At 56.0% G+C, this 26,602-nt stretch carries 26 protein-coding genes; 6 read left to right on the top strand and 20 right to left on the bottom strand.

The features are described 5' to 3' along the window. Nucleotides 1-785: 785 nt before the first annotated feature. The 3 genes from nadE (at nucleotide 786) to K3727_22690 (ending at nucleotide 6,552) form a co-directional block, all read left to right on the top strand. The gene (gene nadE / locus K3727_22700) at nucleotides 786-1,706 is read left to right on the top strand and encodes an NAD(+) synthase (GenBank protein UWQ93866.1); all 921 of its coding nucleotides are present in this window, start codon (nucleotides 786-788) and stop codon (nucleotides 1,704-1,706) included. A gap of 748 nt (nucleotides 1,707-2,454) precedes the next feature. After that, nucleotides 2,455-3,732 carry a 4Fe-4S cluster-binding domain-containing protein gene (locus K3727_22695; protein ID UWQ93865.1) on the top strand — a complete coding sequence of 426 codons (1,278 nt, stop codon included), beginning with the start codon at nucleotides 2,455-2,457 and terminating at the stop codon, nucleotides 3,730-3,732. A gap of 96 nt (nucleotides 3,733-3,828) precedes the next feature. Next, entirely contained in the window at nucleotides 3,829-6,552 is a 2,724-nt protein-coding gene (locus K3727_22690) for a hypothetical protein (GenBank protein UWQ93864.1), read from the top strand. 32 nt (nucleotides 6,553-6,584) lie between these two features. Here K3727_22690 and K3727_22685 read toward each other — a convergent pair whose 3' ends face one another. Continuing rightward, on the bottom strand, nucleotides 6,585-7,448 hold the full coding sequence (locus K3727_22685) for a LysR family transcriptional regulator (protein UWQ93863.1): 864 nt from the start codon (nucleotides 7,446-7,448) through the stop codon (nucleotides 6,585-6,587). 140 nt (nucleotides 7,449-7,588) lie between these two features. On the opposite strand from K3727_22685, the gene K3727_22680 reads away from it, so the two are divergent. Further along, on the top strand, nucleotides 7,589-8,008 hold the full coding sequence (locus K3727_22680) for a DUF4437 domain-containing protein (protein ID UWQ93862.1): 420 nt from the start codon (nucleotides 7,589-7,591) through the stop codon (nucleotides 8,006-8,008). A 67-nt stretch (nucleotides 8,009-8,075) separates the two neighbouring features. Here K3727_22680 and K3727_22675 read toward each other — a convergent pair whose 3' ends face one another. The 15 genes from K3727_22675 to K3727_22605 form a co-directional block, all read right to left on the bottom strand. Continuing rightward, nucleotides 8,076-8,471, bottom strand: a complete 396-nt coding sequence (locus tag K3727_22675; protein UWQ93861.1) for a hypothetical protein — start codon at nucleotides 8,469-8,471, stop codon at nucleotides 8,076-8,078. 47 nt (nucleotides 8,472-8,518) lie between these two features. Further along, a complete protein-coding gene (locus K3727_22670) occupies nucleotides 8,519-9,193 on the bottom strand; it encodes a hypothetical protein (protein ID UWQ93860.1) in 675 nt (224 codons plus the stop codon). 125 nt (nucleotides 9,194-9,318) lie between these two features. Next, nucleotides 9,319-10,215 carry a LysR family transcriptional regulator gene (locus K3727_22665; GenBank protein ID UWQ93859.1) on the bottom strand — a complete coding sequence of 299 codons (897 nt, stop codon included), beginning with the start codon at nucleotides 10,213-10,215 and terminating at the stop codon, nucleotides 9,319-9,321. Between the two features lie 118 nt (nucleotides 10,216-10,333). Beyond that, complete coding sequence (locus K3727_22660; protein UWQ93858.1) at nucleotides 10,334-10,726, bottom strand: hypothetical protein; 393 nt, start codon at nucleotides 10,724-10,726, stop codon at nucleotides 10,334-10,336. A gap of 52 nt (nucleotides 10,727-10,778) precedes the next feature. Next, nucleotides 10,779-11,450, bottom strand: coding sequence for a hypothetical protein (locus K3727_22655; protein UWQ93857.1), 672 nt, complete (start codon nucleotides 11,448-11,450; stop codon nucleotides 10,779-10,781). 19 nt (nucleotides 11,451-11,469) lie between these two features. Continuing rightward, on the bottom strand, nucleotides 11,470-12,558 hold the full coding sequence (locus K3727_22650) for an ABC transporter ATP-binding protein (protein UWQ93942.1): 1,089 nt from the start codon (nucleotides 12,556-12,558) through the stop codon (nucleotides 11,470-11,472). Nucleotides 12,559-12,605: 47 nt separating this feature from the next. Further along, nucleotides 12,606-13,403, bottom strand: coding sequence for an ABC transporter permease (locus K3727_22645; GenBank protein UWQ93856.1), 798 nt, complete (start codon nucleotides 13,401-13,403; stop codon nucleotides 12,606-12,608). 3 nt (nucleotides 13,404-13,406) lie between these two features. After that, the gene (locus K3727_22640; GenBank protein ID UWQ93855.1) at nucleotides 13,407-14,267 is read right to left on the bottom strand and encodes an ABC transporter permease; all 861 of its coding nucleotides are present in this window, start codon (nucleotides 14,265-14,267) and stop codon (nucleotides 13,407-13,409) included. 97 nt (nucleotides 14,268-14,364) lie between these two features. Beyond that, entirely contained in the window at nucleotides 14,365-15,477 is a 1,113-nt protein-coding gene (locus K3727_22635; protein ID UWQ93854.1) for an extracellular solute-binding protein, read from the bottom strand. Nucleotides 15,478-15,665: 188 nt separating this feature from the next. After that, entirely contained in the window at nucleotides 15,666-16,595 is a 930-nt protein-coding gene (locus K3727_22630; GenBank protein UWQ93853.1) for a LysR family transcriptional regulator, read from the bottom strand. Between the two features lie 67 nt (nucleotides 16,596-16,662). Next, the gene (locus K3727_22625) at nucleotides 16,663-17,649 is read right to left on the bottom strand and encodes an ABC transporter permease (GenBank protein UWQ93852.1); all 987 of its coding nucleotides are present in this window, start codon (nucleotides 17,647-17,649) and stop codon (nucleotides 16,663-16,665) included. Further along, nucleotides 17,649-19,166, bottom strand: coding sequence for a sugar ABC transporter ATP-binding protein (locus K3727_22620; GenBank protein ID UWQ93851.1), 1,518 nt, complete (start codon nucleotides 19,164-19,166; stop codon nucleotides 17,649-17,651). The genes K3727_22625 and K3727_22620 overlap by 1 nt, the downstream gene beginning before the upstream one ends. Nucleotides 19,167-19,191: 25 nt before the next feature. Next, complete coding sequence (locus K3727_22615) at nucleotides 19,192-20,196, bottom strand: sugar ABC transporter substrate-binding protein (GenBank protein ID UWQ93850.1); 1,005 nt, start codon at nucleotides 20,194-20,196, stop codon at nucleotides 19,192-19,194. 93 nt (nucleotides 20,197-20,289) lie between these two features. Further along, nucleotides 20,290-20,676, bottom strand: a complete 387-nt coding sequence (locus tag K3727_22610) for a hypothetical protein (GenBank protein ID UWQ93849.1) — start codon at nucleotides 20,674-20,676, stop codon at nucleotides 20,290-20,292. Nucleotides 20,677-20,787: 111 nt separating this feature from the next. Further along, nucleotides 20,788-22,260, bottom strand: a complete 1,473-nt coding sequence (locus K3727_22605; protein UWQ93848.1) for an amidase — start codon at nucleotides 22,258-22,260, stop codon at nucleotides 20,788-20,790. A 263-nt stretch (nucleotides 22,261-22,523) separates the two neighbouring features. Between K3727_22605 and K3727_22600 the strand changes: the two genes are divergently transcribed. Together K3727_22600 and K3727_22595 are read left to right on the top strand one after the other, a co-directional pair. Beyond that, nucleotides 22,524-22,940 (top strand): cupin domain-containing protein, encoded by a 417-nt coding sequence (locus K3727_22600; protein ID UWQ93847.1) that lies wholly within the window; start codon nucleotides 22,524-22,526, stop codon nucleotides 22,938-22,940. Continuing rightward, on the top strand, nucleotides 22,937-23,296 hold the full coding sequence (locus tag K3727_22595; GenBank protein ID UWQ93846.1) for a helix-turn-helix transcriptional regulator: 360 nt from the start codon (nucleotides 22,937-22,939) through the stop codon (nucleotides 23,294-23,296). Before K3727_22600 ends, K3727_22595 begins: the two co-directional genes overlap by 4 nt. A gap of 32 nt (nucleotides 23,297-23,328) precedes the next feature. On the opposite strand, the gene K3727_22590 is transcribed toward K3727_22595, so the two are convergent. The 4 genes from K3727_22590 to K3727_22575 are packed head-to-tail and all read right to left on the bottom strand — an operon-like array spanning nucleotide 23,329 to nucleotide 26,596. Further along, nucleotides 23,329-24,330, bottom strand: a complete 1,002-nt coding sequence (locus K3727_22590) for a branched-chain amino acid ABC transporter permease (GenBank protein UWQ93845.1) — start codon at nucleotides 24,328-24,330, stop codon at nucleotides 23,329-23,331. A gap of 1 nt (nucleotide 24,331) precedes the next feature. Further along, complete coding sequence (locus tag K3727_22585; protein ID UWQ93844.1) at nucleotides 24,332-25,204, bottom strand: branched-chain amino acid ABC transporter permease; 873 nt, start codon at nucleotides 25,202-25,204, stop codon at nucleotides 24,332-24,334. After that, on the bottom strand, nucleotides 25,201-25,875 hold the full coding sequence (locus tag K3727_22580; protein UWQ93843.1) for an ABC transporter ATP-binding protein: 675 nt from the start codon (nucleotides 25,873-25,875) through the stop codon (nucleotides 25,201-25,203). Before K3727_22580 ends, K3727_22585 begins: the two co-directional genes overlap by 4 nt. Beyond that, nucleotides 25,868-26,596: an ATP-binding cassette domain-containing protein gene (locus K3727_22575; protein ID UWQ93842.1), complete on the bottom strand. Its 729-nt coding sequence runs from the start codon at nucleotides 26,594-26,596 to the stop codon at nucleotides 25,868-25,870. Before K3727_22575 ends, K3727_22580 begins: the two co-directional genes overlap by 8 nt. Nucleotides 26,597-26,602 lie beyond the last annotated feature (6 nt).

Genomic DNA, 26,602 nt, shown 5'->3' with positions numbered 1-26,602 from the left:
TCGACCGAATACTTAGGTTCGGGTTTTTGGCCCTGGTTCACGTCCAGGTATTGGCGGCAATCATTTTGCGAAAACCGGGATAATTCGCTCCTGAAGCTGGGCCAAAGTACGTGCCTTGGTGATCATAAAGTCACCAGTGACCTGGTTCGGGCGCTCAATTTTTGGCCAAACCCATCTAAGTCAGAAAAAATGCTGCAATTGCATTGCTGCACTGCGGCATGGCGGCTAGATCTATTGGTGACCAGGAACAATAGCGTTCCACCGGTCAACACAGAGTACTGCCGCCCATCCTGCCCCTTCCTCCTCCCGCGGGCGAGATGGGCGGCTTTTTTCAGCCCGGACCACGGGGCAGGAAACAGGACAACATGTGGGTCCCCCACGCGTCAGTACTGCTCCTGAGTTTTGGACGTGGCGGGGACTTGTCCCACTCAAAAATCCGCGTTTTCCAAATTCGTATCCCTTGGGATTGTCAGGTTCCTGATGCTCTCCTCTTCCCGCCTCGCCTGTTCTGGGGGGCCAGATCCGAATGAAGAAATCACGCCTGGCACCACTCGAAACTTTGACAGGCTGCCGGTATCAAGCAAAAACATCCCCAACCGGCCTTTGTCACATTTCAAGACCAGCCGCGAACAGGCTATAGAAGACCCAAGCACCAGAACACGCCGAGACGCGATGATCGTCCGCTATCAGACAGGATAACGCCTTTGACATACGCACCGCCCCTTCAAAATTCTGCTCTTGAAGCCGAAATCCTCATGCTGTCCCGACAGGAACAAACCGGCCCCTTGTCTGACTGGTTCGCCCAGACATTCCAGAGTCAGATCGAAAGCGGCGTTTTTGCCCAACCTTTGGTTCTCCGGCAGGATTTGAATGTGTTGATCGACAAGGTCCGCGACTATGGCAAGGCGAGCGGGCTGTCGACGGTGATCATCGGCATGTCCGGCGGGGTCGACAGTGCGCTGACTGCGGCTCTGTTTCGCGAGGCAGGGTGGCGTGTGGTCGGCTATACAATGCCAATTCTGCAGAACCCGGCCGAAACCGAACGTGGCGTCGAAGCCTGTCGCAGTCTGGGTATCGAGCACGCCCAAATTGATCTGACTGACCAATACCGATCAATGGTTCAGGCGTTGCAGCCGGTGGATCAGTCGCTGTCCAATGCAGAGTCACGCGCGGCTCGCATTCGTCATGGCAACATTCGCGCCCGACTTCGGATGATCACACTGTACAATCAGGCACACAGCTTGAGAGGGCTGGTTGCCAGCACGGACAACTTCTCTGAACTGTCTGCGGGTTTCTGGACGATCAATGGTGACGTGGGTGATCTCGCGCCCGTGCAATCCCTGATGAAATCCTGGGAAGTGCCGTGGATGGCACGCGAGATCGGCGTACCGGAAACGATCTGGCGCGCCAAGCCGACAGATGGCTTGGGTATCGACGATGGTGACGAGGCACAGATTGGAGCCACCTATCTGCAATGGGATATTGCCGTGCGCGCGTTGATGAAGCTGTTTGCTGACACTGTTGCACCCGGCACTGACAAATGGTCCGAAGCCCTGGACGCGACACATGATCATGCAGCCTGTCGTATTCTTGAAACGGTCGAAACCCGTCTAAGAGCAACACGCTTCAAACGTGCGGGGTCGCAGATGTTGGCCCACCCACGCGAACCCCGGTTCGAATGTCTGACGCGGGTTGATGCAGCTTAGGGGCTGGAGTGGCCAATCATTTACCAACAGGAGAGTGGGCCCGCCTTGACGGATCAAAGCGGGCCAATGGCCGTTCACCGCAAGGCGAAAGACCGGGAGGGAATGCCGAGTTTCGGGGCAAATCCTGATGGTCCGCCTTGAGATGTGCGACCTCTGCAAGACATCAAACGACACTGTGGCATTAATTCTCAATGGATTTACCGCTGCCGGCACCGCAGAGATTTGCAAACTACGCAGGTACTCGGCGCGGCCCTTTGGGTGTGTGATCATTCTCTCTGACAAAACTACTGTGGAACTCTGATCTGCAACGTCACTCTTGGGGCGTTTGGCATTCCCCGCGAACCCCCTCATTCAGGGGACGACCCAGGCCATGATCACACCGCGGCCGGACACCTACCAGGCTGTCAGGGTCCTTCATTGGGGGGGGGGGCCTTTGGGCTGTACTTCCGGGCGACCTGACCCCATTTACGGTCCTTGGCTAATCGCAAAAATGGCCATAATGTGCAGCATCAGAGACTGAGAGAGGCCTCTCACCCAACCATTTTTTTCTTATTACAAAAGAGGGTCCATTTTGGATTGTCATTCTAATCACAGTGTTTTTCTGCGCGCGAATGGATCTTTGGCATGTTGGTGTGATGCAGGTAGCAAGCTGACCCTCAAAGCCTATGACCCGACCGTCAATTATTCCAAAGACGTCGTTTTTGGCCCGGTCTTTTCAGGTCTTAGAGGCAAACTCCAAAAGGGGGAGATGCCATTTCCCGACTATTGCCGCGATTGTATGGTGCTGGCCAGCGGGGCGTGTTTCAATCGGCAATGGGAGGAAAAAAAGGAGATTCACATTTTCCAGGTTGAAGCTTCGATCGCTTGCATTTTGGAATGTCCTGGCTGCATGACATTGGCCGCGCGAAAAAAGAACCATGGTCGGCCCTGGCATCTTGAAGTGGAAATCTTTGAAAAATACCTCTCGGACTTCAAGAACGATGGTGTTTCCATACGAACGATCGACTTTCAAGGACATGGAGAGCCGCTCCTGAACCGGAATGTCTGGAAGATGGCTGGGCTTGCCAAATCCTATTTTCCACAGGCCAACATCACCATGTGTACCGTTGCCCATGGAAAATACGACCGTAGTCAAATTCATTCAGGGATAGATGAGGTCATGTTTGCGATTGATGGCATTGATCAGACGAGTTTTGAAGAAAACCGGATCCGCGGCAACTTTGACAAGGCCTACACCTTCATGAAGTCGTTCTGCCAAGGCGTCATAAACGAAGGCCGCGAGATCAAAACCATTTGGAAATACATCCTCTTTGATTGCAACAACAGCCCGGAACAGTTGATCAGAGCTCAGGAAATGGCTGCCGAGGCGGGGGTCCAGGAGATCCTATTCGTCAATACCCAACTAGGCCCTAAATCATCCAAGGTTTTTTCTCTCGACGAGATTCCCAAGGTCGACAATGGAGTCAAAGTCAGCATATCGGGTTACCTCAACAATTTTGGCGACACGCTCCATGGAATTGACAAGGCGCGGTTTGCCCTTCTGCAAAACGACCCGGATGCCGCCGGGTCCCACCTTCTTTATGCAGCGAACATGATCCGACGGCGCTTTGAGGGAAGCGAACAGGGTGACGTCCTCCCCAAAGATTACCAGGCGCTGATATACGAGATCCTGAATCTCGGCGAACACGACCTGTTCACGCCAGAGATCCGCTCAAAGATCAGAGCAAACTTTCATCTGATCGCGGGCAAGCTCGATATAGGTGCCCTTTCTGCCAAGGACCTCATCATCCAGTGGAAGTCGGAAGAAATTCTCAGGCTGGTCGGCTTGGTCTATGGGACGGACAGGCGCAGAATTTTCACCATCGCCAGTGAAAAGATGGAATATGGGTTCAACACCTTGGGAAGCAAACTCGCCCTGCAGACCCTTTTGGCAAAGAACCGTATTATCAAGCGCAAGTCACAGAGAGTTCTCAAGCTCGCTCAGCGGCTTGATCAGCAACCCGGGCCTGGCGTCTCTGTCATATAAAGGGCCTTTGTTTGATCGCGCATCTTGCACGTTCCGCCGGGTGGGTGCGCTTTCCCGTTTTGACATGTTTAATCGACGTATCAGCAGGTGATTGAGGTGAACAGGATGCCAGCGCGTGGCACGGATTTGTTTTCGAACTTTTATATCGAGAAGAACCATTTTTTCGAAGTTGATGTTTTCCCCGACACGACATCGATCTGGGACATTGGTTCAGTTATCCCTGAGAAGAAAATGATTGCTGCGTATCCCGGATTGCCAAATCCAATGAGTTTTGAGGCCCCGTTGGCGGGTTGGGCAATGCTTGATCCTTATGGGGTTCGCCTTCCAACCGGCAGTTGGCTTAGGGCAGAAGGTCTCTTCAATTCGGAACGGCAAATGGCCGACACACGGCTGACCACGCAAAATTGGGTCATCAGCGCAGCCAAATTCTCCCTGTTCGGCACCGCCGAAGACGATGTTCTGGATGACACGACTGCCACCACCGGCAGCCGTTTAGAAGGGCTGGATGGCGACGATCTCCTAATCGGCAGCACCCATGACGACCGGCTCTCGGGGGATGCAGGGGCCGATACGCTGATCGGTGGGCCGGGTCTGGATACGCTGATCGGCGGCGAAGGGCATGACGTTATCTATGGCGGTTTGTCAGAGGGTTCTTCTGAGACGGATCTGGCTGACCGCATTCTGGCCGGATATGGCAATGATTTTGCTGATGGCGGCTATGGCAATGACCTGTTGCGTGGCGGTGTTGGCAATGACACGCTGCTGGGCGGGTTCGGGTCGGACACGCTGATCGGCGGCGAAGGGCATGATGTGCTGACCGGCTCGGCGCTCAGCGATGTGATCTTTGGCAACTCAGGCGCGGATTTCATCAATGGCGGGTTTGGGCATGATCGGTTGAATGGCGGTTGGGGCGCGGATCGGTTTTTCCATCTGGGAACTGCGGGGCACGGGTCGGACTGGATTCAGGATTATTCAGCCGCCGACCGGGACGTATTACACTTTGGCGGCACTGCAACCGCAGACCAGTTCCAGCTCCAATTCGTCGAAACACCCGGAGCGGGTAAAGATGGGATTGCCGAAGCCTTTGTGACGTATCGCCCCACGGGCCAAATCCTGTGGGCCTTGGTTGATGGCCAGAACCAAAAAGCGATCAACCTTTTGCTCAACGGTGAAACAATCACCCTGCCCGCGCCAAACAACGTTATGGTAGGCGGCCCCGGGGTGGATTCATTCATTGGCGGACCCGGCATTGATGTTGTCAATTACCAACAAGAAACGGGGCCGCATGGCGTAACAGTCAACCTGAGCGCTTCTGTCAAAGACGTCGATGGGGTTCTGTTAGCCGCCCAAACTGCGAGCGATACATACGGAACTGAAGGCGAGCATCTCGAAGGCATCGAGACGCTACATGGCACACGCCAAAATGATATCCTGATCGGTTCTGACACCGACAAGCTGGAAACCTTTTATACCTACGGCGGTGCAAATTATATCGATGCCGGTGATGGTCATAGCCGGATTCATTTGCGCGGCGATCTGGACGGAACCATTGTTAATGTGGGAACCAGTCAAACAAACACCCGCGACGTGCTTGTTTTTGGGTTTGCCAACAACGCCATTGAAACAACCGGACATATCACGATCACTGGCCAAGGCAGCGCAGGATCTCGATTTCACCACCATCTCGTTTTTGAAGCGTTGCATGACGGAGTGACTGTCAATCTCGGCGGAACCACGGGATCTGATCTGAGTGTCGCCTATGGCGCGACCTGGGCAGGCGGGAGTTTGGATTTTACCAAAAGCCCACATTTCCTCGAAGTGGAGGGCAGCCAGTTTCCAGACGTCATAATCGGTGGAAATCCCAATCACAATTATCTGGAATGGCTTCACGGCAACAAGGGTGCCGACACAATTCATGGCGGAAGCGGTACCGATGACACGGTCGTTTATGAGTACGAAAAAGGAACGAGAGGGGTCGTGGTATATCTTGATGATGGCGGAGCAACATCAGGCCATAGCAAGGCGGCGCTGGAAGATTCCTATGGCTTTGCGGTGACGTCAAACGGCTATGCAACCGACCGATACGGCGATACCGATACACTGGTGAACATTGACGATGTCAGGGCCACATCGAGCGACGATTACCTGGTCGGCAGCGCCGGGGACAATTCATTCTGGGGGTTGGCTGGCGATGATACGATCAACGGCGGTGCCGGAATCGACGCCGTGCATTATCGCGGCGATATCTTTTTCACAGAGGTTGGCGACCCCGCTCTGACAACATCTGGTATCACTGCAAACCTGTTCTTGGGTACCGTCTCCAATGATGGGTACAGCGGTACAGATACGCTGATCAATATTGAAAACCTCTTTGCCACGGACCACGCAGATCGTGTCATCGGCAACGATGCAGACAATCGGTTGCGCGGCTATTCGGGGCACGATCATCTTTCAGGCCTGCGAGGCAATGATACGCTGATTGGCGACGGGGGCAACGACACTCTGGATGGCCTGGAAGGCAATGACGTTCTGATCGGCCTGACTGGAAATGACAGTCTCGCCGGTGGTTCAGGCAGAGATACCTTTGATTTCGACGTCCTGATGGGCGATGACGTGATTGCAGATTTTGAAATAGATCTGGACCGACTGCGGTTCACCACGGCGCTCGCAGGTGATCAATCTGTGAATGACATCGCACAAAATGCCGAACTGACGTCACGAGGTTTGGAAATTACCTTTGACGGGAATGGAAGTCTCCTTCTTGTCGGGCTGACTCTGACCGACCCGTTGGAGCTAGCCGATCGCATATTCTTGTTTTAGATTTGCAAAGCACCGCCAGTCTCTGGCACGGATCAGCCATCCAAACAGTGTTTTGCAAACCTGACAAAGGCCTGAACCAATGGGTTCTCTCGGTTTGATGAATGATACAGACACCACAGTTCTGACACCTCGGGAACCTCTACGTCTGACAGGGTAACCAGCCCATCGGTGATACGGGCCAATCCAGGGAGCGCGGCCAGTCCCAAACCCGATTTTGCGGCCTGTACCAAAAGGTTCATGGAGTCGAATTGCGTCACGGTATCTGGGTTGGAAACCTGTTGCGAAAACCATTTGCGCACCGGGTGGTTTGTCAGCGTCCCTCCCGGAATCAACCAATCTCCACCCTGGATCGCACGGCCCGACAATTTCACCTTGGGCTGATAATTCGACCCATGGACAAGTTTGTAATCCAACGGGCGTAAAAAGTGGCCAATTAAATCACCTGGCGGGTTGGACGACGGACGCACAGCGACGTCAAACCCTCGTTCCCACATCTTGGCAAACTGATTGGATGTATTGAATTCGATGTGTGTACCCGGATATTTTGCACGAAACTGGTCAATGTTTGGCAAAATGTAACAGGACAATATCACATCCGTCGTGGTTACTCTCAGCTTCTCAAATCGGGCCAAATCCAACTGAGACGCAATATTGTCCGCATGTCGCAGGGTTTCGCTGATCTCTCGGCCTTTTTCGGCCAGTTCGCGGGTCAAACCCAAGGGTTCAAACCCCGATTTGGAGCGCGAAAACAACGGGGTTCCCAACCGGGTTTCAATGCGTTTGATAGCTCGAAACACCGAAGAACTATCCCGCCCCAACCAGGCGGCTGCCCTGTCCAGAGTCTGTTCCCGGCACAGGGCAAGAATAACCAATAAATCTTCGCTGCTCAGGGGCATAGGCGTTCGTGAAACGAGAGGATGCAGCGCTGCATATTTTCCAATTTCTCCCACTGGTTAGGTTTGCTGCCATCACCATCGAAATGGCAGCGGCGCTGATCGTTCGCTTCCTTTCCAACATCTGAAAAGGAGTTCAGACTATGACACTCAAGAACCTGTTCGTCGCGGCATCCCTCGTCGTTGTCGGCGCAACGTCCGCATTGGCGGATACCGGTCTGATGACCAAATTCGACGATATCAAATGGGCCCCGATCGAAGGCACCCCGATGGAAGTTTCGATCCTGTGGGGCAGCCGCGATACTGGGCCTTATGCCATGTATCTGAAGATGCCCGGCGGCTTTGAAGTGCCCGAACACGCCCACACTTATGCCTATGAAGGCATCACCATTCAGGGCGAGTGGAAGCACAGCTTTGCCGGGGAATCCAAGGTCCTGCCGGTTGGTTCGCGCGTGGTTCAGCCTGGCAATGCCTTTCACGGAGATGCCTGTGTCAGCACCGAGGACTGTGTACTGTTCATCTATCAGGACGGCAAAGGTGACGCGTTGTTCCACAGCGAATAACACCTGTTCAATGCGTTTTACGAGTTTTGCCGCCCCATGTTAATTGGGGCGGCCTTTTCATGTCCGCTCACTTCTGGCTAAGCGATTGAGCGGCTTTGAGTGCGTCCTGCCAACGGGGCCCATGCACAGACATCACCTGGCCATCGCGTGACACAAAGAAAATCGGCGGATAGGTCAGCTCCAGTTGTTGCGCAGCGATCCGCAGGATTGGATCACGTTCACCATAGACACCGACATCGGGAACGTCGCGGGTGCGGGCGATGACGTTGTCTTCGACAGCAAACCCCAACGCCCGCCCCTCAGCCTGCACATCAGCCAGGTGATCGCGCTTGAAAGCCATACAGGGCGGGCAATCCTGTGCCCCATAGAAATGAAATGTGACCGGTGAATTCGCAGCAAAGACCGCAGACGTGTTCATGGTCAACGCGGTCAATGTGATCGCGAGAAAGCTTCGTTTGTTCATGGTTTCTCCAGTTTTTCGGCAAAAGCGGTTGGGGGTTGAGGTTCAGATTATTTCCCTTGGGCCAGCAACGTCTCGACCCGATGAGCGATGGCAACGCCCAGGCGACGGTGGGTTCCTGCGGTCAGGTGCACGCCGTCCCGCCCATCCGCCACCGACACCTGCCCGGCGTCAAAAACCGACAGGTTCGCCCGTTGGGCAGCCGCCCTGTAGGCCGGTGCCAATTGTCGGGACAGAACCGCCGAGCGTGTATTGAACAAATGACCCAGCGCCCCGTCTTCTGGGTGGTGCAGGGGAGGCGGGACCACCAGCAGAACATTGATTTGCGCTTCCTGGATCAGTTGACCCAGAGATACAGCAGAAGCCGCCACCTGTTGAGGTGTCCGGTTCAGCCCCGATTGCAGATCATTGGTCCCCAACATGACCACCACCAGATCCAATGGTAGATGTCGGCGAACCAACTCCGGAAGCGGGTCGGTTTTGGGGTTCACAGGGTATTCGAAATTCAGATCGCTCCGGCGACCGATGCGGCCCTCCTCGATCACCACCACAGTGGGGAGAGCCGCATCCACCACCCTGCCCCATCGCACGACGTCGCCGTGTCGGGGTCCGGATGCATTTGATCCCCAGGTATTGCTATCACCCAGCACCAATACGCGCTGATCTGCCCATCCGATTACAGGCTGGAAAAGGATCGTCAGAATCAGAAACAGGCGTCGTACCATAAGGGAAATACCCCGCAACATATCGAGTCCTAGATTAACCGAGCCCGCTGAACCTTCGAAGAAGGCACCTTTTGGTAACCATGCCCGTGCTGATCAAATTCGAGTGAGCTCAAGAGGCACCGATCCTAGTCGGTCACAGTTTCCACCAACCAATCGACAAACTGGCGCACCGCACGCTTGCGCATCGCCGCAGGCGACCGGATGACGCGATAGAAGTACCCAGGCAGCTGCGGCCCTTCGAGCTGGACCAGATCCGCGTCAAATTCGGATGATTTGACAATCGTCCGGCTCAACAACGCTGCCCCGTGGCCACGTTTCAAGGCATCAAACGCCAGATTGTAAGCGTCAAAACTCATCCGGCGGAAACTGTCGAAATTGGTCTGCCCTGCTTCACCAAACCAGATCTTCCAGGATGGCGCGATCAAGGCCGAGTTCTCCCATCGGACATCAATCAGCCGTTTGGCAGTTAACGCCTCGATCCGGGGGGCACGATCAGGAGGCAACAGGCTGCGGCACACAGCCGCCACATAATATTCCTGATACAGCCCCAGTTCATCGGATCCATCCGGCGGTTTCAATCCATATCTTACGGCCACGTCGATTTCGCTGCCGGACATGTCTGCCACCGTTTCGGATGCATAGATGTTCAATGTTAGCGCAGGAAAAGCTTCATAAAAGGCCCCCAGCCGCGGTTGCAGCCAATAGCGCGCGAATTCCCGGGTGGTCGAGATATTCACCGTGTTGGTGTCGATATTGCCATAGGTTTCCTCGAACGCTGCAGCAAGACTGTCCATCCCTCGGGTGATGTCGGGCAACATGCGCCCACCTTGATCAGTCAGCACGATATTGCGCCCCGATCTTTCGAACAGCTTGATGTCCAGCAGGTTTTCCAGATGACGGATCTGATGGCTGATGGCAGTGGGCGTCACCGACAGCTCTTCGGCCGCCTCGGAAATGCTTTCCAATCGGGCAGCGGCTTCAAAGGCGCGGATCGCATTCAGAGGTGGCAAGCGTCGTTTCATCTTGTCCTTTCATGACACGAACAATCGGGTCCAACAAAGTTGAAATATATACATGAAAGAGATGGATACGTCGAAAACCGCCGGGCCGTCCTGTGAACGGGCGGCCCGGACTGTCAGATCAATGGATATCGGAATAGGCAATGGTGACGGAGTCGACATTCACCAGATTCAGGAAATCCTTGTTCACCGGGTCAGCGACGAACTTGTCCAACGCCGCGCGGCCTGCCTCTTCGCTTTCCCAATATACAACCTCAATCCAAACGCCATCGGCCTGCAGCGCCACATGACGGTCTACAAATCCATCGTAATTGGCGTGCAGGTTGGCATTCACGGTGCCCCCAGCGGCCGCTTCGGACATCGCATCGACCGATACACCGTCCTTGGCCTTGAAGGTCACATATTCGATGGTTCCGGCTTTGCTCAGATCTGCGGCAATTGCAGCGTTCATAGTTCCAATGGCCAGAGTTGTCGCAAGGGCTGCAGACTTCAGGCCGGTAACAAGTTTCATCATGAGGTTCTCCTCCGTTTACATGATGGATGGGTTAAGTGGTGGTGAATTCGGTTCACAGATCGCGCACGATCCGGGCAATCGCCCGGCCAAGATCTGCGTGTTGGGTCTTGCTCAGGTGCAACCCGTCGATTCCGCGCACGTTGCCGACAACTGCACCTGCATCGAAACTTGCAATTCCGGCCTTGTCCGCAGCCGATTTCAGCGCCGCGCCCACGGCCTCGGATTTGACTTTTCCGCCTTCGAACATGGCTGCGAAATCAGGGTGTGGCATGTCATTGAGCGGCGCTGGAGAAACGACAAGCACCTTGGGCGCGTCATAGGTATACGCAACCCCACCTGCACATCCCTGCGCGACCTTCGCCACATCAATGATGGCGTCGGCGACCTCTGCCGCTGACCGGCTGGTTTCAGCCTTGAGATCATTGGTGCCCAACGCAATGATTACCAGGTCAACAGGCATTTCCCGGGCAATCGCGGCAGGCAGCATTTTGGCACCGTTGAACATGTCCGCCGTGATGGCATTCCAATCCATCGCATCGTCCAGATTGGTGGCGCGCACGGTGAGCCCATCCACAGCGACGTCATATTCATCGCCCAATTCGGTGGCCATAATGCCCGCCCAGCGTTCATCGTCGCCATAACGCGACGAAGGGAATGCCTCGTGCACCCCGATCCATCCCCAGGTGTTGCTGTCTCCGTAAACAAGGATCTTTTTCTGTGCCATGATTGGCTCCTTTTGCCTGTTATGCGTTGTTGATCAGATGGCCGTCTTCGGGGTGCCAGCTGGCGGTGACGCCAGCGCCCACTTCGATGTCCAGCGCCTGCATGTCGCGCTGTTGCAGCTGCACGTTGACCGCAGTACCTGCGGCTGTCTCCAGCCGCAGGTTGACCAAGGCCCCTACAAATTCCTCGCCGATGACCTTGCAGCGAACTTCATTTTCAGCCCATCCACCTTCGGCCGTGACTGAAATCTGGTCAGCACGCACAATCAGACTGGTGTGTTGCCCTTCTTCGAGGTCGGGGAACTCGGACGCGTCACATTTGAATGCGCCATCAATGCTCTCCAACACAAAGTCACCGGTTTTACGGGCGCGAGCAGTGCACTCAAAGATTGACGAACCTCCCAGAAATTCGGCCACGAACGGGGTTGCCGGGCGCAAATAGATATCTTCGGGGCTGCCGGCCTGTTCGATGCGCCCCTGGTTCATGATCACCACGGTGTCGGCCATGGAAAATGCTTCGGAGTGGCTGTGTGTGACATAGACAAATGTGATGCCCAATTCGCGTTGCAGACGCTTCAACTCTCCTTGCATCTGAACCGACAGATGCGCATCCAGTGCTGACAAAGGTTCGTCCAACAACAGGACCGACGGTTCCGTGACCAGGCACCGCGCCAAGGCAACGCGCTGACGCTGCCCTCCGGACAGCTGATTGATCGACCGATTGGCAAAGTCGCCTAAACCCAGTTTTTCCAACCACTCCAGCGATCGACGTTGGCGTTCCGATGCCTTGATGCCATTCATGCGCAGGCCAAATTCTACATTCTCGCGCACTGACAGGAACGGAAACAGCGCCAGCGACTGCCAGACCATCGGCATTTCGCGTTCCCAGATCGGCAACTCGTTGATCCGCGCACCTTCACGCAGAATGTCGCCGCTGGTCACGTCCTCCAGCCCGGCCAACATCCGCAACATGGTGGACTTCCCGCATCCGGACGGCCCCATGATGGCAATGAATTTACCCTCTTCGATGTCCAGGTTCAGATCGTCGACCGCGACAGCCGAGCCATAGGTTTTACGGATGCTTCGCAAGGAAATATGGGCGTCGCTCATCGGGCGCTCCTGCAGTTCGGGCGCAAATGCGCTGTTGGTTTGAAAGTTCATGACGCCTCCTTGGTCAGGCGACGCAGCACCAGAAACTGCGCGCCCAGGATCAGAGAGATGGAAGTAACAAAGGTGATCGAACCGATGGCGTTGATCCGCGGACTAACGGCCGATTGCAAAAAGCTGAGGATGCGTACGCTGCTGGTTTCTTCCAACCCGCCAACAAACCAAGTCACTGCGTATTCATCAAAGCTGACAGCCATGCACAGCAAAAGGGCGGCCAGAATGGATGTTTTGGTTGCTGGGATGATCACTTCGCGAAATGCGCGCCAATTGGAAGCGCCCAGATTTTGCGCAGCAAATTCCAAATCACCGTCGATCTGAGAAAATCGCAACCGGATGATAGCCATGGCAAAGGGGGATGTCAGAACGATATGGCTGACAATCACCGCCGGAAGCGTGCCTGACAGGCCAATGCGGGACAGATAAGCCAGCATCGACAACCCGATCACCACCAACGGTATCAGCGGAGGCATCAGAGCAAAGATCAGAACCAGCTTTTTGCCGATAAAGTCGAACCGATAGTCAGCATAGGCAGCTGCGAACCCCATGGCCGTGGCAATCGGGGCCACGATCAGTGCGACCTTGATCGTGTTTTTGAACGCGTCGATGACCAGCGCATCGGCCAGGATCAATCGGTACCAGTCCAGGGTGAAATCCCCCAAAGGAATGGTCGGGAACCGGTCCGAATTCAGCGAGAACACAAAATTCGTCAGGATCGGCGCATAGAGAAAGATCAGCGCAAGACCTACAAATGCAATTGTCAGTCGGCGAGTGGTTTGGGAAACGCGCATGGATCAGGCCCTCCGGTACGCATAGGTGATCGATGCAAGCGCAGTAACCAGCAATGTGGCGATCATCATGAGTGCCACCACAGCAGCACGAGGCCATTGTTGGCCGGATTTGACGGTGTCGGCGATCAGGATGGACAGAGTGGTGAATTTGCCGCCGCCCAGATAGGTCGCGGTCACAAAATCCCCAAAGCTGAAAATAAAGGCGAACAGGGCTCCCAGCACGATTCCCGGGCGGGTCGCAGGCAACACGGTGGCAAACAGCACCCGCCGTGGACCACAGCCCAGATTATAGGCCGCATCAATCAACGTGCGATCCAATGACAACATCGAAATCGACTGGATCACGATGACCAATGGCAATGTCAGCGTCACCAGCCCGACCATCAGAGCCAGAGGCGTATTCAACAGGCTTCCAGTTTCCATCCCGATGGCCGCCAATGTCTTCATGACAATGCCGTTTTCGGTCAGGTAGATCTGCCAGGAATAGATCCGCACCAGATAGCTGGTGAAAAACGGCACAACGAACAGCCCCAATATGATCAACCTGGCCCGGTGGCTCAGGAAGAAGCTGATGGCCAGCGCACAGGGCAACGCAACCAGGGTGGCCAATGCGGACGCGGACATCGCAATGATAAAGGTCCGCATATAGGCGGCCCAGAAGTAGTTGGCGGACAGGATTTTTTGCCAGTTCGCCAGTTGAAAATCCGGGGTCATCAGGAAATTGCGGACATCCCAGAAGCTGAGCCAGACCAACAGGATCATCGGCCCCAAAAAGAACCCGACCAACCAGATCGGCAAAGGTAAGCTCCATAAGGCCCGATAGGCCATGCGCGACAGGCGATGTGAGTGAACGAAAGAGGTCATTGGAGATCCGTGTGGTCTGTGATGCCGGGTTAAGTGCCCGCCGCCCGGATCAGATCGGGCAGCGGGCCACAGAGCGACTGTGGGAGTTCAGGAGAGGTCAGGCGCTCTTGTAGGCGGACCAGAAATCGTTCCAGTCGGCCAGATCCTGTTGCAGCGGCAGCTGGCGAATGTGGATACGGCCCTTGCGGATCAGGTCGATTGCGTTTCCGTCACCCTGGAACATGCCCAGGTGGCGCGCATCATCCGGCTTTTCCGCAATCATGCGGTCCCAGCCGGATTTCGATGGTATAATCGCCGGGAACACGTTCAGGTTTGCCAGATTGTATTGGCCCTCTGGGCTGGAAACATGCTGGATAAACTTGCGGGCCAACTCTGCCTTGCGCGACCCGCGCCCGATCGAGAAGCTTTCAGTGAACTGAATGCCGCCCTGTTCCGGAATGGTGGTGGTCACATTGGCACCGTCACGACGCAACACCCCGGTGATCCATTCACCGATACCAGGCATAACCGTGACTTCGCCTGACTTTAGCGAAGACAGAACCCCGCCGTAGTCATAGAACCCCCTCACCTGCGGCTTCAGGCTCAAAGTGGTGTCCTGTAGTTTTGCCCAGGCGTCGCTGCCTATGTCATAGGGTTCGCCATTGCCGTCGCGCAGGCTCAACACACCCAGATTGGGCAGATGCCAGTCGAAATGGCCAACCTTGTCTTTGTTCTTGGCGTCCCACAGCATGTCATATGACATCGCCTCTTTGACAGACACCGCGTCCAGGTTGTGCGAGATCCCCAAAAAGCCAAAGCGGCTGATCACCGCATAAAGGTCATCATTGTGCCAGTGACCGGGGAAATGATGAAATTCGGGGAAAAAGTCGTCGAAAGGAAAGTCTTCGGCATCCAGCTTTTCGACAAAGTTGGCCCGCACCAGCTGTTGCACATATTCTGCATCGGCGTGGATCAGGTCATAGGTGCCCGCCGGCGATTGCGCCAACAATGCAAGCATCTGTTCGCCACCCACATAATATTTTGGCGTGATTTTGACATTGTGCAATTCTTCGAATTCGGCGACCGCATCCGGTTCTGCCTGACCATACCAGGCCAGCATTGTCATCTCGGTAACTGATTGGGCACGGGTGATGGATGGCATCGCCAATGCGCCTGCGGCCAATGCGCTGGTCCTCAGCAGCGCACGCCGTGTGAAAGTCGTTTTTGCCATTTTTGGCTCCTCCCTTACGTGGATGAAGGGAAGTATTCGGGCCAGGCGCATTTCCAACAATCGAGCAGAATTCAGCCATGTCCAAGTTTTTCTCAGCCTTTGAGTTCGCCAAATTTCCCCCTGGGCCGAAACGCATTTGGCGCTGTTCATCCGGAGATTGCACAAGATCTCGAAACGCGAATCATTGATCAATTCTGTGGCATGAATTGCAGCCCGTATGGGCTGTCACGAAACGCATCCGCTTCGCCGAGAAGCCAATCCTGAAAGGCTCTAACCTTGGCGGATTGGGCCCGTTCGGCCGGGCATACCAGATAATAACTACGATCCTTCAGCGCCTTTGGAATCGGAGCCGCAATGCGCCCGCGTTCGATTTCACGGGACGCTGCAATCACACTGACCAATGCGGCGGCCCGGTTGTCCATAGCTGCTTCGATGCACATGATTTCATCGCTAAAATTTGCGATCGGTTTGACGTTGCTTGCATCAACCCCGACAGAGGCGAACCAGGTTTTCCAACTGGGATCGCCGTCGCCAAATCCCAGCCATTCATATTCCACCAGGTCGCGGCACAACAAATCCGCGGGTGTTTTAATCTTGCTTTGCATCTTGCGAGAACAAATCGGAGTGACATAGTCATCCAGCACCCATGCCGCATGAGCGTCGGGGTCCGGTGCATCCGTATATCGGATCGAGATATCGACCGAAAAGCGCGCGAAATCCAGAACGCTATCAGATGCGATAACCTTGACATCCAGCTCAGGATACAACCGACTGAACTTCGGCAAACGGGGACTTAGCCAGCTCCAGGCAAACGAGCGGGTTGTTGTCACCACCAGCTCGCCTTCGATCTCATCCATACTCAGCTGGGCCACCCCCTGGTTCAGCTGTCGAAAGGCGTTGCTGACAAACGGGGTCAGCATCTCGCCTTCGGCGGTCAGTTTCAGCGACCGGGTCAATCGGTGAAACAGCTGTACGTCCAACTGTGTTTCCAGGGTTTTCAAACGGTGACTGATCGCAGTGGGGGTCAGCAGCAATTCTTCGGCAGCCAGCTTGATGCTCAGGTGCCGCGACACGGCCTCAAAAGCCTGCAAGCTGGTCAAAGGTGGCAAACGTTTCACGGGCGAACCTCTTCCTCCAAAGGCGAGACCCCTCCACAAGGAAGGGGCCAATGGGGATAGTCTGGGTTCAGCTTCGTCGTGAACGCAACACGTCCAAAGCAGCGGCCACAACCAGAACAAGACCAGTTGTCATCAAACTCAACTCTGTTGGAACGTTCATCAGAATCAGCCCGTTTGCCAACATGCCCAACAACCACACCCCCAACACGACGCGGATCACAGATCCCTTGCCACCGGCAAACGGGATTCCACCCAACAACACGGCCGTCAACACACTGAGTTCAACCCCGACCCCCAGGGTGCCCGCCGGTGCCGAATTGATCCGCGAAATGCTCATCAAAGCGGCGACCGCCACAAAAAATCCGGTTCCGGCATAGAGAGCGATACCAATGGCCTTGACCCGCAACCCCACCAAAAAGGCGGCCCGCTGGTTTACACCCAGGGCCACAATCTGGGGTCCGATGGGCAACAAGGCCATTACAGCCGCCCCCAGCGCAATCACTGCCATCATGATCCACGTCAGGATTGGCAACCCCAGCACCCGCTCATAACCAATGACCAAAAATTCCTCAGGAAAGCCAAAGATCGGATTGGGGGCCAGCCATTGCGCCAAACCCCGGATCAGAGTCAGCGTTCCGAGCGTGACAATGATCGGCGACATCCCCAACGACGCGACCAGCAAACCATTGATCAATCCGACTCCGGTCCCGACCGCCAATGTCAGCAAAACAGCGCCAGGGATACCAAGCGGCTCAAAGCTGAGACCGGCGACGACACCACATAACGCCAGGGTCGAACCCACAGACAAATCAATCTTGCCCGCCATCAACAGCATTGCAAAGGGGATTGAAATCGTCATCAATGCAGACACCTGCACCGAAATCGAAATCCAATTGTTGGCGGTCATGAACACCGGCGCATTCAGATAAAAAAACACGGCCAGAGCCGCGATCGCAACCGGCAGCGCCGCCGCCACCGACAATTCAAACCAATCACGGTTCTTGGGGGTTTCGGGTGCTGCAGCCGCGCCCCGCGTCATTCCTGTATCGGTCATCAGGTCAATTCCATCTGTTCGGCGCTGTGTTCGGCTTTGTGTGCCAGTTCAATCAGCTGTTCTTCGTCGTGGGGATTGTCGATCAGGGCCACTTGTTGACCGCGGCCCAGCACCATCACCTTGTCCGCTAGCAGACAGATTTCGGTTGCATCCGAGCTGGCCACAATGATCGTCGTGCCCTTGCGTTTAACGTCGGCCAGGGCCTCGTACAATTCGTGGCGTGCGCCGATATCGACGCCTTGAGTTGGTTCATCCAGCAACAGCAATTGCACCCCCGACCCTTCAAGCAACCAGCGAGAAACCATGATCTTCTGGGCGTTGCCGCCGCTGAACCGCTGCCCCTGCAAACGGGGGTTCGGTGGTTGGATGTTCAAACGCCGGGCCGCCCGTTCAAAACCACGTCCTTCCTGCTGAAAGCTGCGCAGCAGCCGTGGCATCGGCGATCGGCCCATATGTGGCACCATCAGGTTTTCAACTGCCGAAAAACTGGCAAACAGGCTTTGCTCCTTGCGATCGCTCGCCACCAGTGCAACCCCGTTGGTCAGCGCATCGCGTGGCGAAGAAAAGGCGCGTTTTTCGCCATTCAATATCATCTCCCCCCCCGACAGCGGCGCGGCACCCGACAGACATTCCAGAAATTCGGTGCGCCCCGCACCCATCAACCCATAGATACCCAGCACCTCGCCCCGGTGCAGCCCCACGTTGATGGGGCCAACAAATCCTGTCTTTAGCTGACTCAGCCGCAGGGCTTCGGGGCCATCCGCGACAAAGGGGATACTCTCCAGCCCGCTCATCAGCGCATCCGGTGAAATCGCATCCGTCATGTCGGCAATCGACACCTCGCCCACAGGCCGGGTCCACAAAATGCGACCATCGCGCAGAATCGTGACCTGATCGGCAATCTTGGGGATTTCATCGAGAAAGTGGGTGACATAGATCACCCCGATTCCGTCATTTGCCACCGCCTGGCGGATCACCTCGTGCAGGGCTTTGGCCTCTTTGTCCGACAAGGATGCGGTCGGTTCATCCAGGATCAAGAATTTCGGTTTCAATCGCAGCGCGCGGGCAATTTCCACCACCTTGCGTTCTCCGACCCCCAGCGCGCCCAAGTAGTCGCGCGGGTCGATATCGTCAACTCCCAAACGCGCGAGCAGATCGCGCGCCTGGGCGTTCTGGGCGCGGCGGTCCACCCGACCGCCACGCTTGATCTCGTGACCGAGAAAAATGTTGTCGGCGACGCTCAGACCTTCAAAGACTTGGAAGTGCTGATAGATGATCGCAACTCCCTGGTCTTGAACCTGTCTGGGTGACGCGCCCCGCAGCGATGCCCCGTCGACAAGGATATCGCCTGCATCCGCGTCCTGCGCCCCGCTGACACAGTTCAGCAGCGTGGATTTCCCGGCACCATTGGCCCCGAGAAAGGCCAAAACCTCTCCGGCCTTTACGGTCAGATCCACCCCTTTGAGCACGGCAACCGGGCCATAGGATTTGCGCAGGTCTTTCACCTCAAGACGCATTGGTTGTCTCCTTGTCCGGGACGCATCAGTTGGCGTAATTGGCGAGCAGCTTGTCCAACAACGCCTGATCCGCCTTGCTGGCCAGAACCGTCGGGGTATAGGCAAAGCTGGGTTCGACATCGCGCACGGCATTCAGCGCCAGATCGACGATATTAGCACCAAGTTCGTTGATCAGGATCGCTGCAGAGGCGCGGTACGCCCCACCGTCGTTCACAGCAGACAACCCTTCGAGCGAGCCATCCTGACCCCCAACAAACATCGCGTCACCATTGGCACCACTCAGCTTGATCGCACGCAGCGCGCCCACGGCGGCGTCATCCGCCATGCCGATGATGATATCGAGATCGGGATGCTGTTGCAGCACGGTTTCGGCCACCCGCAGACCATTGGTCTGGTCGGCGGCATCCTGTTCGGCCACGACCGTGATCCCGTTTTCGGCAAATATTCGGGTAACTTCGGTCCAACGCGGGGCCAAAGGTGGCAGCGGCGTCAATGTGGTTACCAACGCTTTGGCATCTGTGACGTTGTTGGCCTTGGCCCAATCCACGGCGGCCTGCGCCACGATCTGACCGGATTGCGCGTGGTCAAACCCAACGAATCCGTCCGATCCGTCCATCTTGCCCAGATAGGTAAGCCATTTGATGCCCTGTGCCTGCGCCTGGCGTTTCAACGGCTGCAACGCAGTGGGTTCGATCGGCAAGACAACAATGGCGTCAACGTCCAATGTAATCCAGCCCTGGATGGCGTTGATCTGCTGTTCCAGGTTATTGGCCTGCGTGTTGTCATGCAGCACTGTCACACAGCCCAGATCCGCGGCGCGCGCATCGGCAAACCGGCGCACCTGCTTGACGATCGCAACCTCGGAAACCGAATGGCTATAGGCGACCTTGTAGGTTTTGCCACCCTCACAGGCCTTGGCCGCCGCGGCGCGCACCTGTTCGGTCGTGACGTCGTTGATATCAGCGGCTTGGGCTAGCGTGCCGACGGTCAGGCCCATCGCAAGAGCGAAGGTTCTAGTCATGTTTTTCATGGGTTTGTCCCTGTTGGTCTGTTGGAAGAGGTCCGCGATTTTACGGTTTGTATCAGTGGGGCGAGGCAGCTCCGGGCCGCCCCGCCCAGATCATCAGAATTCAAAGACGTTGGAGTATTTCACTGACAGCGAGTCCCCATCGACCAGCGACAGAAAGCCCTTGGTGCGCGGATCTTCGACAAAACGGGGCAACGCGGCTTCAGCAGTTTCCAGCGAGGTCCAATAGACGACTTCGACCCAGGAGCCGTCGGTGTTGCGCGCCAGGTGGCGGGCGACGAAACCGTCATAGCCCTCCAGAACCGCGTCCATCGCCAGGGTTTCGCGCAGGAATTCATCGGGGTTGGAGCCATCAACCAGGTTGAACTCCAGGTATTCGACGATCACGGCATCGGTGATCGGGCGGTCTTCGGCAAAGCTGGCGGTAGCGGCGCCGACGACCATCGCAGCGGACAGCGCAAGGGCTTTGAAGGTGTTTTTCATCTTTGTTCTCCTGTTGGAAGTGGTGATTTCATTCGGCAAAAGAGAACCCGACCCCCGGAGAGTTCGGGAGAGTTCAGAGGGCCGGGTCCGGAGGAAACCGTTCGCGGGGAGTTAGAGCGCGATCCGGTCATAGTGCTGCGCCCAGGGACGCAGACGTTCGAATGCGGCGGCAGCGGCCAACACGTCGCCATCGGCCTGACGACGTCCAGCGATATGCAGGCCTACCGGCAGGCCGGATGTCCCCAGCCCGGCAGGCACGGACACCGACGGATGCCCGGTAAAGTTTGTCAGGAACGTCGGGCACCAGCCGATCAGCGGATCTATTTCGATGCCATTGATCCGGATTGGACCTTTGGTATTGCCATCGGTTGTGTTTTTCACCGGCATTGCCGTCACAGTCGGCGAGACGATCAAATCATATTTGGCAAATGTGGCCTGATAGGCGTCGAACACTTCGGAGCGGACCGACAGATCACGAAACAGGTCGTCAGCGCTGTAGCCCGGCCCGACGCGTTCAACCCACTCCAATAGATCCGGGGCCAAACCATGGCGGTGTTCGTCAGACAGCAGATCCAGACCGCTGGCTTTGAGCGCATCAAAACTGTGGCGCATGATGGGTACAAACAGGCGGCACCAGATGTCGCTGTATTCGCGTTGATCCCGGGTCAGGCCGATTTTGATCTCTTCGACCTCGGCCCCGGCCTGCTCGAATGCTTTGACAGCATCCGCGACAACATCCCTGACCTCATCTTCTACCGGGAAAACATCCAAATTCGGGCTATAGCCGATTTTCATGCCCTTGATGCCGCGCAGGCCCGCATCGGCAAAATCATTGACCATGTCGTAGCAATTCGGGTCGCCCGGATGGGCACCCTGCAAGACGCCCAGCGACACGATGGCATCTTGGACATTGCGGGTGATGGTGCCCTCAAAGATATACGGCAACGTGTTGGCAAACGCGTTGGGGCGCACCAACAGCGGCGTGCGCCCCGCCGATGCGCGGTAGCCAACCGTATTGGTCCAAGCCGCCGGAATGCGGATCGACCCACCTCCATCGGTGCCTTCGGCCACGGCCAGCATACCGCTGGCCACAGCAGCCGCAGATCCACCTGACGACCCACCGGCATTGCGGGTGGTGTCAAACGGATTTGACGTCGGACCAAAGGCCGCGTTGTCCGTGGTTCCCCGGAAACCCATGGCCGGGCTGTTGGTTTTGCCCACAAAAATCGCGCCTGCGGCCTCCATGCTCTCGACAAAGCCGCACTTCATGTCAGCGATGTTTTCCTTGAGCTGAGGAATGCCACCCAACGTGCTGGGCCAGCCAGGTTTGAAGTCGAACAAATCCTTCATCGCGGTCGGCACACCGTGCAGCGCGCCCAATGCATCGCCGCGCGCTACGGCTTCGTCGGCCTTTTTGGCATTGTCCAATGCTTCGTCAAATGACGTGAACACAAAAGCGTTCAACTTGGGATCTGCAGCTTCGATCCGGGCAATTGCGGCCTGCATGACTTCGGTGGCGGACACCCGGCGTTCGCGGATGGCCAGGGCGGTTTCTGTCGCGCTGAGTTTGGCTAGATCGGTCACTGTGTCGGTCTTCCTGTTGGTCACTGTATGGCCCTCACTTATTGGAGGGCCTGGTTGTGTACACAGGATCGCCGCACACCGGATTCCAGCAACTGAGAAAAGCTCAGCCCATGAGTGAAACGCCGTGAACAGTCAGATTTACAATGAATCATAATTAGTTATCGGTTCCGCGTTCTGAAATTTCTGACATCAGAAAATTGTGTTTGGTGTTAGACAGTTCACCAACCTAATGTCACATTGACCGATTTGCTGGAGTTCTCGCCTTGAAGACCCTGACCACCTTTGTCTGCGCTTTGTGTCTGAGCGCAGGATCTCTGGTTGCCCAGGAGATCCCCAAACCACAGGTAAAGCTGCTGTTGTCCGCAGGGGAAACCGTGTTGGGGCAAGAAATCACTTATCCCTCAGATCCCGCACAAATCACCACCGCCATCGTGACCCTGCCGCCCAATGCGCAAACCGGATGGCACCACCACACGGTTCCATTGGTGGGCTACATGCTCGAAGGCGAGCTGACCGTGGATTATGGAGAACATGGCACCCGCACTTACACAGCCGGTGAGGCGGTGTATGAGGCGATAGCGACCTCGCACAATGGGCAGAATACCGGCGATGTGCCAGTGCGCATTCTGGTGGTGTTTGCCGGAGCAAAAGGGATCCCCAATTCGGTAGCAGACCAATGACACCAACCGGGGCAGCCGATCAGACCAGCGAACCCTGCCAGATCGGCGACGTTTTTTCAGACCGCTGCCCGTCGCATGTCTTTCTGGGAAAGTTGTCGAACAAATGGGCTTTGCTGACAATTGATGCCTTGGGCGATGGGGCGATGCGCACCAATGTGTTGCGCAACCGATTGTCCGGCATCTCACAAAAGGTTCTCACAGGCGTGTTGCGCGATCTCGAAGGCCTTGGACTTGTCAGTCGCAAACAGGTCCAGATCTTTCCACCACATGTGGAATACACCCTGACGGATCGGGGGGCGTCCCTGCGCCGGGTCGTGGCACAGCTGGATCGGTGGGTTGAACGGAATTACCAATAGAGCCAGCCAGATACCGGGCGGGCCCCATTGGTTCACGGCTGCTTTGATTGTCTTTCAAACAGCCCCGCAATCCCCCGAGGCAGGCATATTACCGTCACCACCACGACCACTCCGAGCAGCAGCAGCCGATAGTCATCAAAACTGCGCAGCAGCTCATTGCCAATGACCACCAGGAATACGCCCAATATCGCTCCGGGGAACCGACCCATTCCGCCAATGGCCAACATGACCATTGCCATCAGAAAAAACTCGGTCCCCAGAATCTTGGGCGTTACGACGCTGGTATAATGGGCATAGATCCCTCCTGCGACGGCTGTGAAAACGGCAGATACAACAAAGGCCAACAGTTTGTATTTATATTCGTTGACGCCAATTGCCTGAGCAAATGTATCCGCATCCCGCATCGCGACAAAGGCCAACCCCATACGCCCCCGCAACACGATGAAATAGATCAGCCAGACACACAACGCGCCCAGAAACAGCGAAACCCAATACCAGGTCAGCTTGTCAATCGACGACACCTGAAAGCCGAACAGGTTCAACCACGGGATACCTAGCAATCCGGTGTTGCCACCCATGCCAATCGCCTTGCCCTGTTGGATGAGCGGCGGTAGCGCCAGATGCACGGCAAAAGTAAACAACGCCACATATTCGCCCTTCAATCGCAGGCTCGGAATCGCAATGACCACGCCGATCACTGCACCGATTGCGGCGGCGCTCAGGATGGACAACAGCGGCGTGAAACCGGCATAGATTGACAACATCGCCGAGCCATAGGCTCCGAATGTAAAGAACACCAATTGGGCATAGTTGAAAATCCCGGCATACCCCAGAATCAGATCCCAGCTGGCAATCACGATGCACCAAATGAACACCAGGATAAAAATGTGACGGACATAGCTGTCCCCCAGCACCGCACCCAGCATCGCCAACCCAGCGATCACCGCCCAAAAGACCAGCGAATCCCGCACCAACCCCTTGCCAGTAAATACCGATGCAATCATCGACGTATCGGGTTTTGAAAAATCAGACATCTCAGTTCTCCCACACACCGAACAGACCCTTTGGACGGACCATCAGAACGACGATCAACATCACCAGCCAGGCCGGCATGGCCCAGCTCGGGCCAATATAGAAAATGACAAACGCTTCTAGAACGGCCAGGATAAAGGCCGCGACGAACGCGCCCTTGGTGCTGCCCAAACCACCAAGAACAACGATCACAAACGCCTTGAGAAAAGGGGCCCATCCCCCCAACGGAGACACCAGAAACACCGGTGCCAACAGGATACCGGCGATCCCGGTCAAAACCACCGACAGCGCAAAGGTGAACGAAAACACCTGATTGACGTTGATCCCCACCTGATTGGCACCCTGCATGTCCTGACTGACGGCGCGCACGGCCTGGCCGTACCGGGTGTGGCCTAGAAAATACTCCAGCGCCCCAACCAACATCAGCGAAATCGCAAAGATCCAAACCTTGTACCAGCTCAGCGTAATCCCCCCAAGTTCCAACGTCCCCTCGACAAAGGGCGCAATGGTGCGGGTGCCCGGGCCGAACACCAGCTGCAGGCCGTTTTCAATGATAAAAGCCAGGCCCAGCGTCACCATGATTGTATTGATCTTCCAGTTGTCAGAGCCGCGCAGCGGACGGATGATCACGCGTTCGATCCCGATCCCGGTCAGGGCCAGAACCGGCAATATGATCAGCACGGCCATCCACAATGGCAGGTCAAACCCGCCTGCCACGAGATACCACGCCAGAAAACCGCCCAGAGAATACAGCGACCCATGGGCAAAGTTCAAAATGCGCGATGCGCCATAGACCAGCGACAGCCCAACCGCGACCAAACAATACACAGCGCCCTGGGTGATCCCGCTCAGCAGAATTTCGAAGATCTGGGTCATAGGACCTCCTGCATGTTGTCGGTGTCCGTTTCGCTGACCGTGCCTTCTTCGATTGTGTAAACCCGATCAATCATGCCCTTCAAAAGTGCGAGGCTTTGCTCCACCAGCAGAACCGTCAGGCCGTCGCGGTTCAGCTGAGATACGGTTTGCAGCATGGTTTCAGTCAAGTTCGGAGCCAGGCCCAGCGACGGTTCATCAATCGCCAATAGCGTCGGGTTCGACATCAACCCACGCCCCAGCGCCACCATCTGTGCTTCTCCCCCCGATAGCGAGCGGCACAGTTGGTGGCGCCGTTCAGCCAACCGGGGGTAAAGCGAAAACACATGATCCAGATTGCGTTTTTCCTGTGCCCGCGCTTGCGCGAGATAGGCCCCCAATTGGAGGTTTTCCAACACGGTCATGTCCGGAAACAACCGTCGGTCCTCGGCAACATAAACCAACCCCTGCGACACCAGATGCGGTGCGCGACGGCTGGTCGTGTCGTGGTCGGCGAACCGGATTTTTCCAGACTTCACCGGGGTCAAACCGCAGATCGCTTTGAGCAGGGTACTTTTGCCATGTCCGTTGGCACCGACGACAGCCACCAACTCTCCTTTGTTCACCTTCAGCGACGCATCATGCAACACATGGAAATCGCTGTAGAAGGCGTTGATATTACTCACCTCAAGCATCGTGTTTCTTTCCCAGGTAAATTTCGACCACATGGTCGTCATTCAGCACCACACCGGGCGTATCCAGCATGACAAACGCGCCGAAATTGATGATCAGAATGCGGTCTGCGATCTCAGCCAGGGCACGGGTCTTGTGTTCGACCATAACAATGGTGATGCCCAATTCTTCACGCACATGGCGGATCACTTGCAGGAATTCGACAATTTCCTGGGCGTTCAACCCACCCAAGGGTTCGTCCATAAAGATGATCTCGGGGCCTGTAGCCAGCGCCGCCCCCAACATGATCCGCTTGCGGGTCAACAAATCCGCCTGAGATGCAGGCAGGGTCAACTGATCCTCCAGTTGGGTCAGATACAGGATATCGCGCAGCGGAATGTCCATCGCCGCGCCGCGAACTTCGTGCCCAAAGATCTGACCCGCCAGCAGGTTTTCACCAACCGTGACCGACGACAATAGCGTCGGGATCTGAAAGGTCTGAGCAATTCCCAGCCCACAGCGGGAATGGCGCTTGAACCCGGTGATGTCCTGCCCGTTAAACACGACGGAACCACGGGTCGCCTGCAACCCACCGGTACAGACATTCATCAACGTCGATTTCCCGGCTCCATTTGGCCCGGCAACGCCCAGAATTTCACCACGTTCAATTTCAAACGACAGATCCGTCAACGCCCGGAACGGTCCAAATTGCATCGTGACGTTTGTGAGAGACATTTGTGTCATGCAGAG

Source organism: Rhodobacteraceae bacterium M382 (genome assembly GCA_025141015.1).
Taxonomy (GTDB): Bacteria; Pseudomonadota; Alphaproteobacteria; order Rhodobacterales; family Rhodobacteraceae; genus Aliisedimentitalea; species Aliisedimentitalea scapharcae.
Note: the sequence above shows the minus strand (reverse complement) of the source record. Positions and strands in the feature narration are given on the sequence as shown.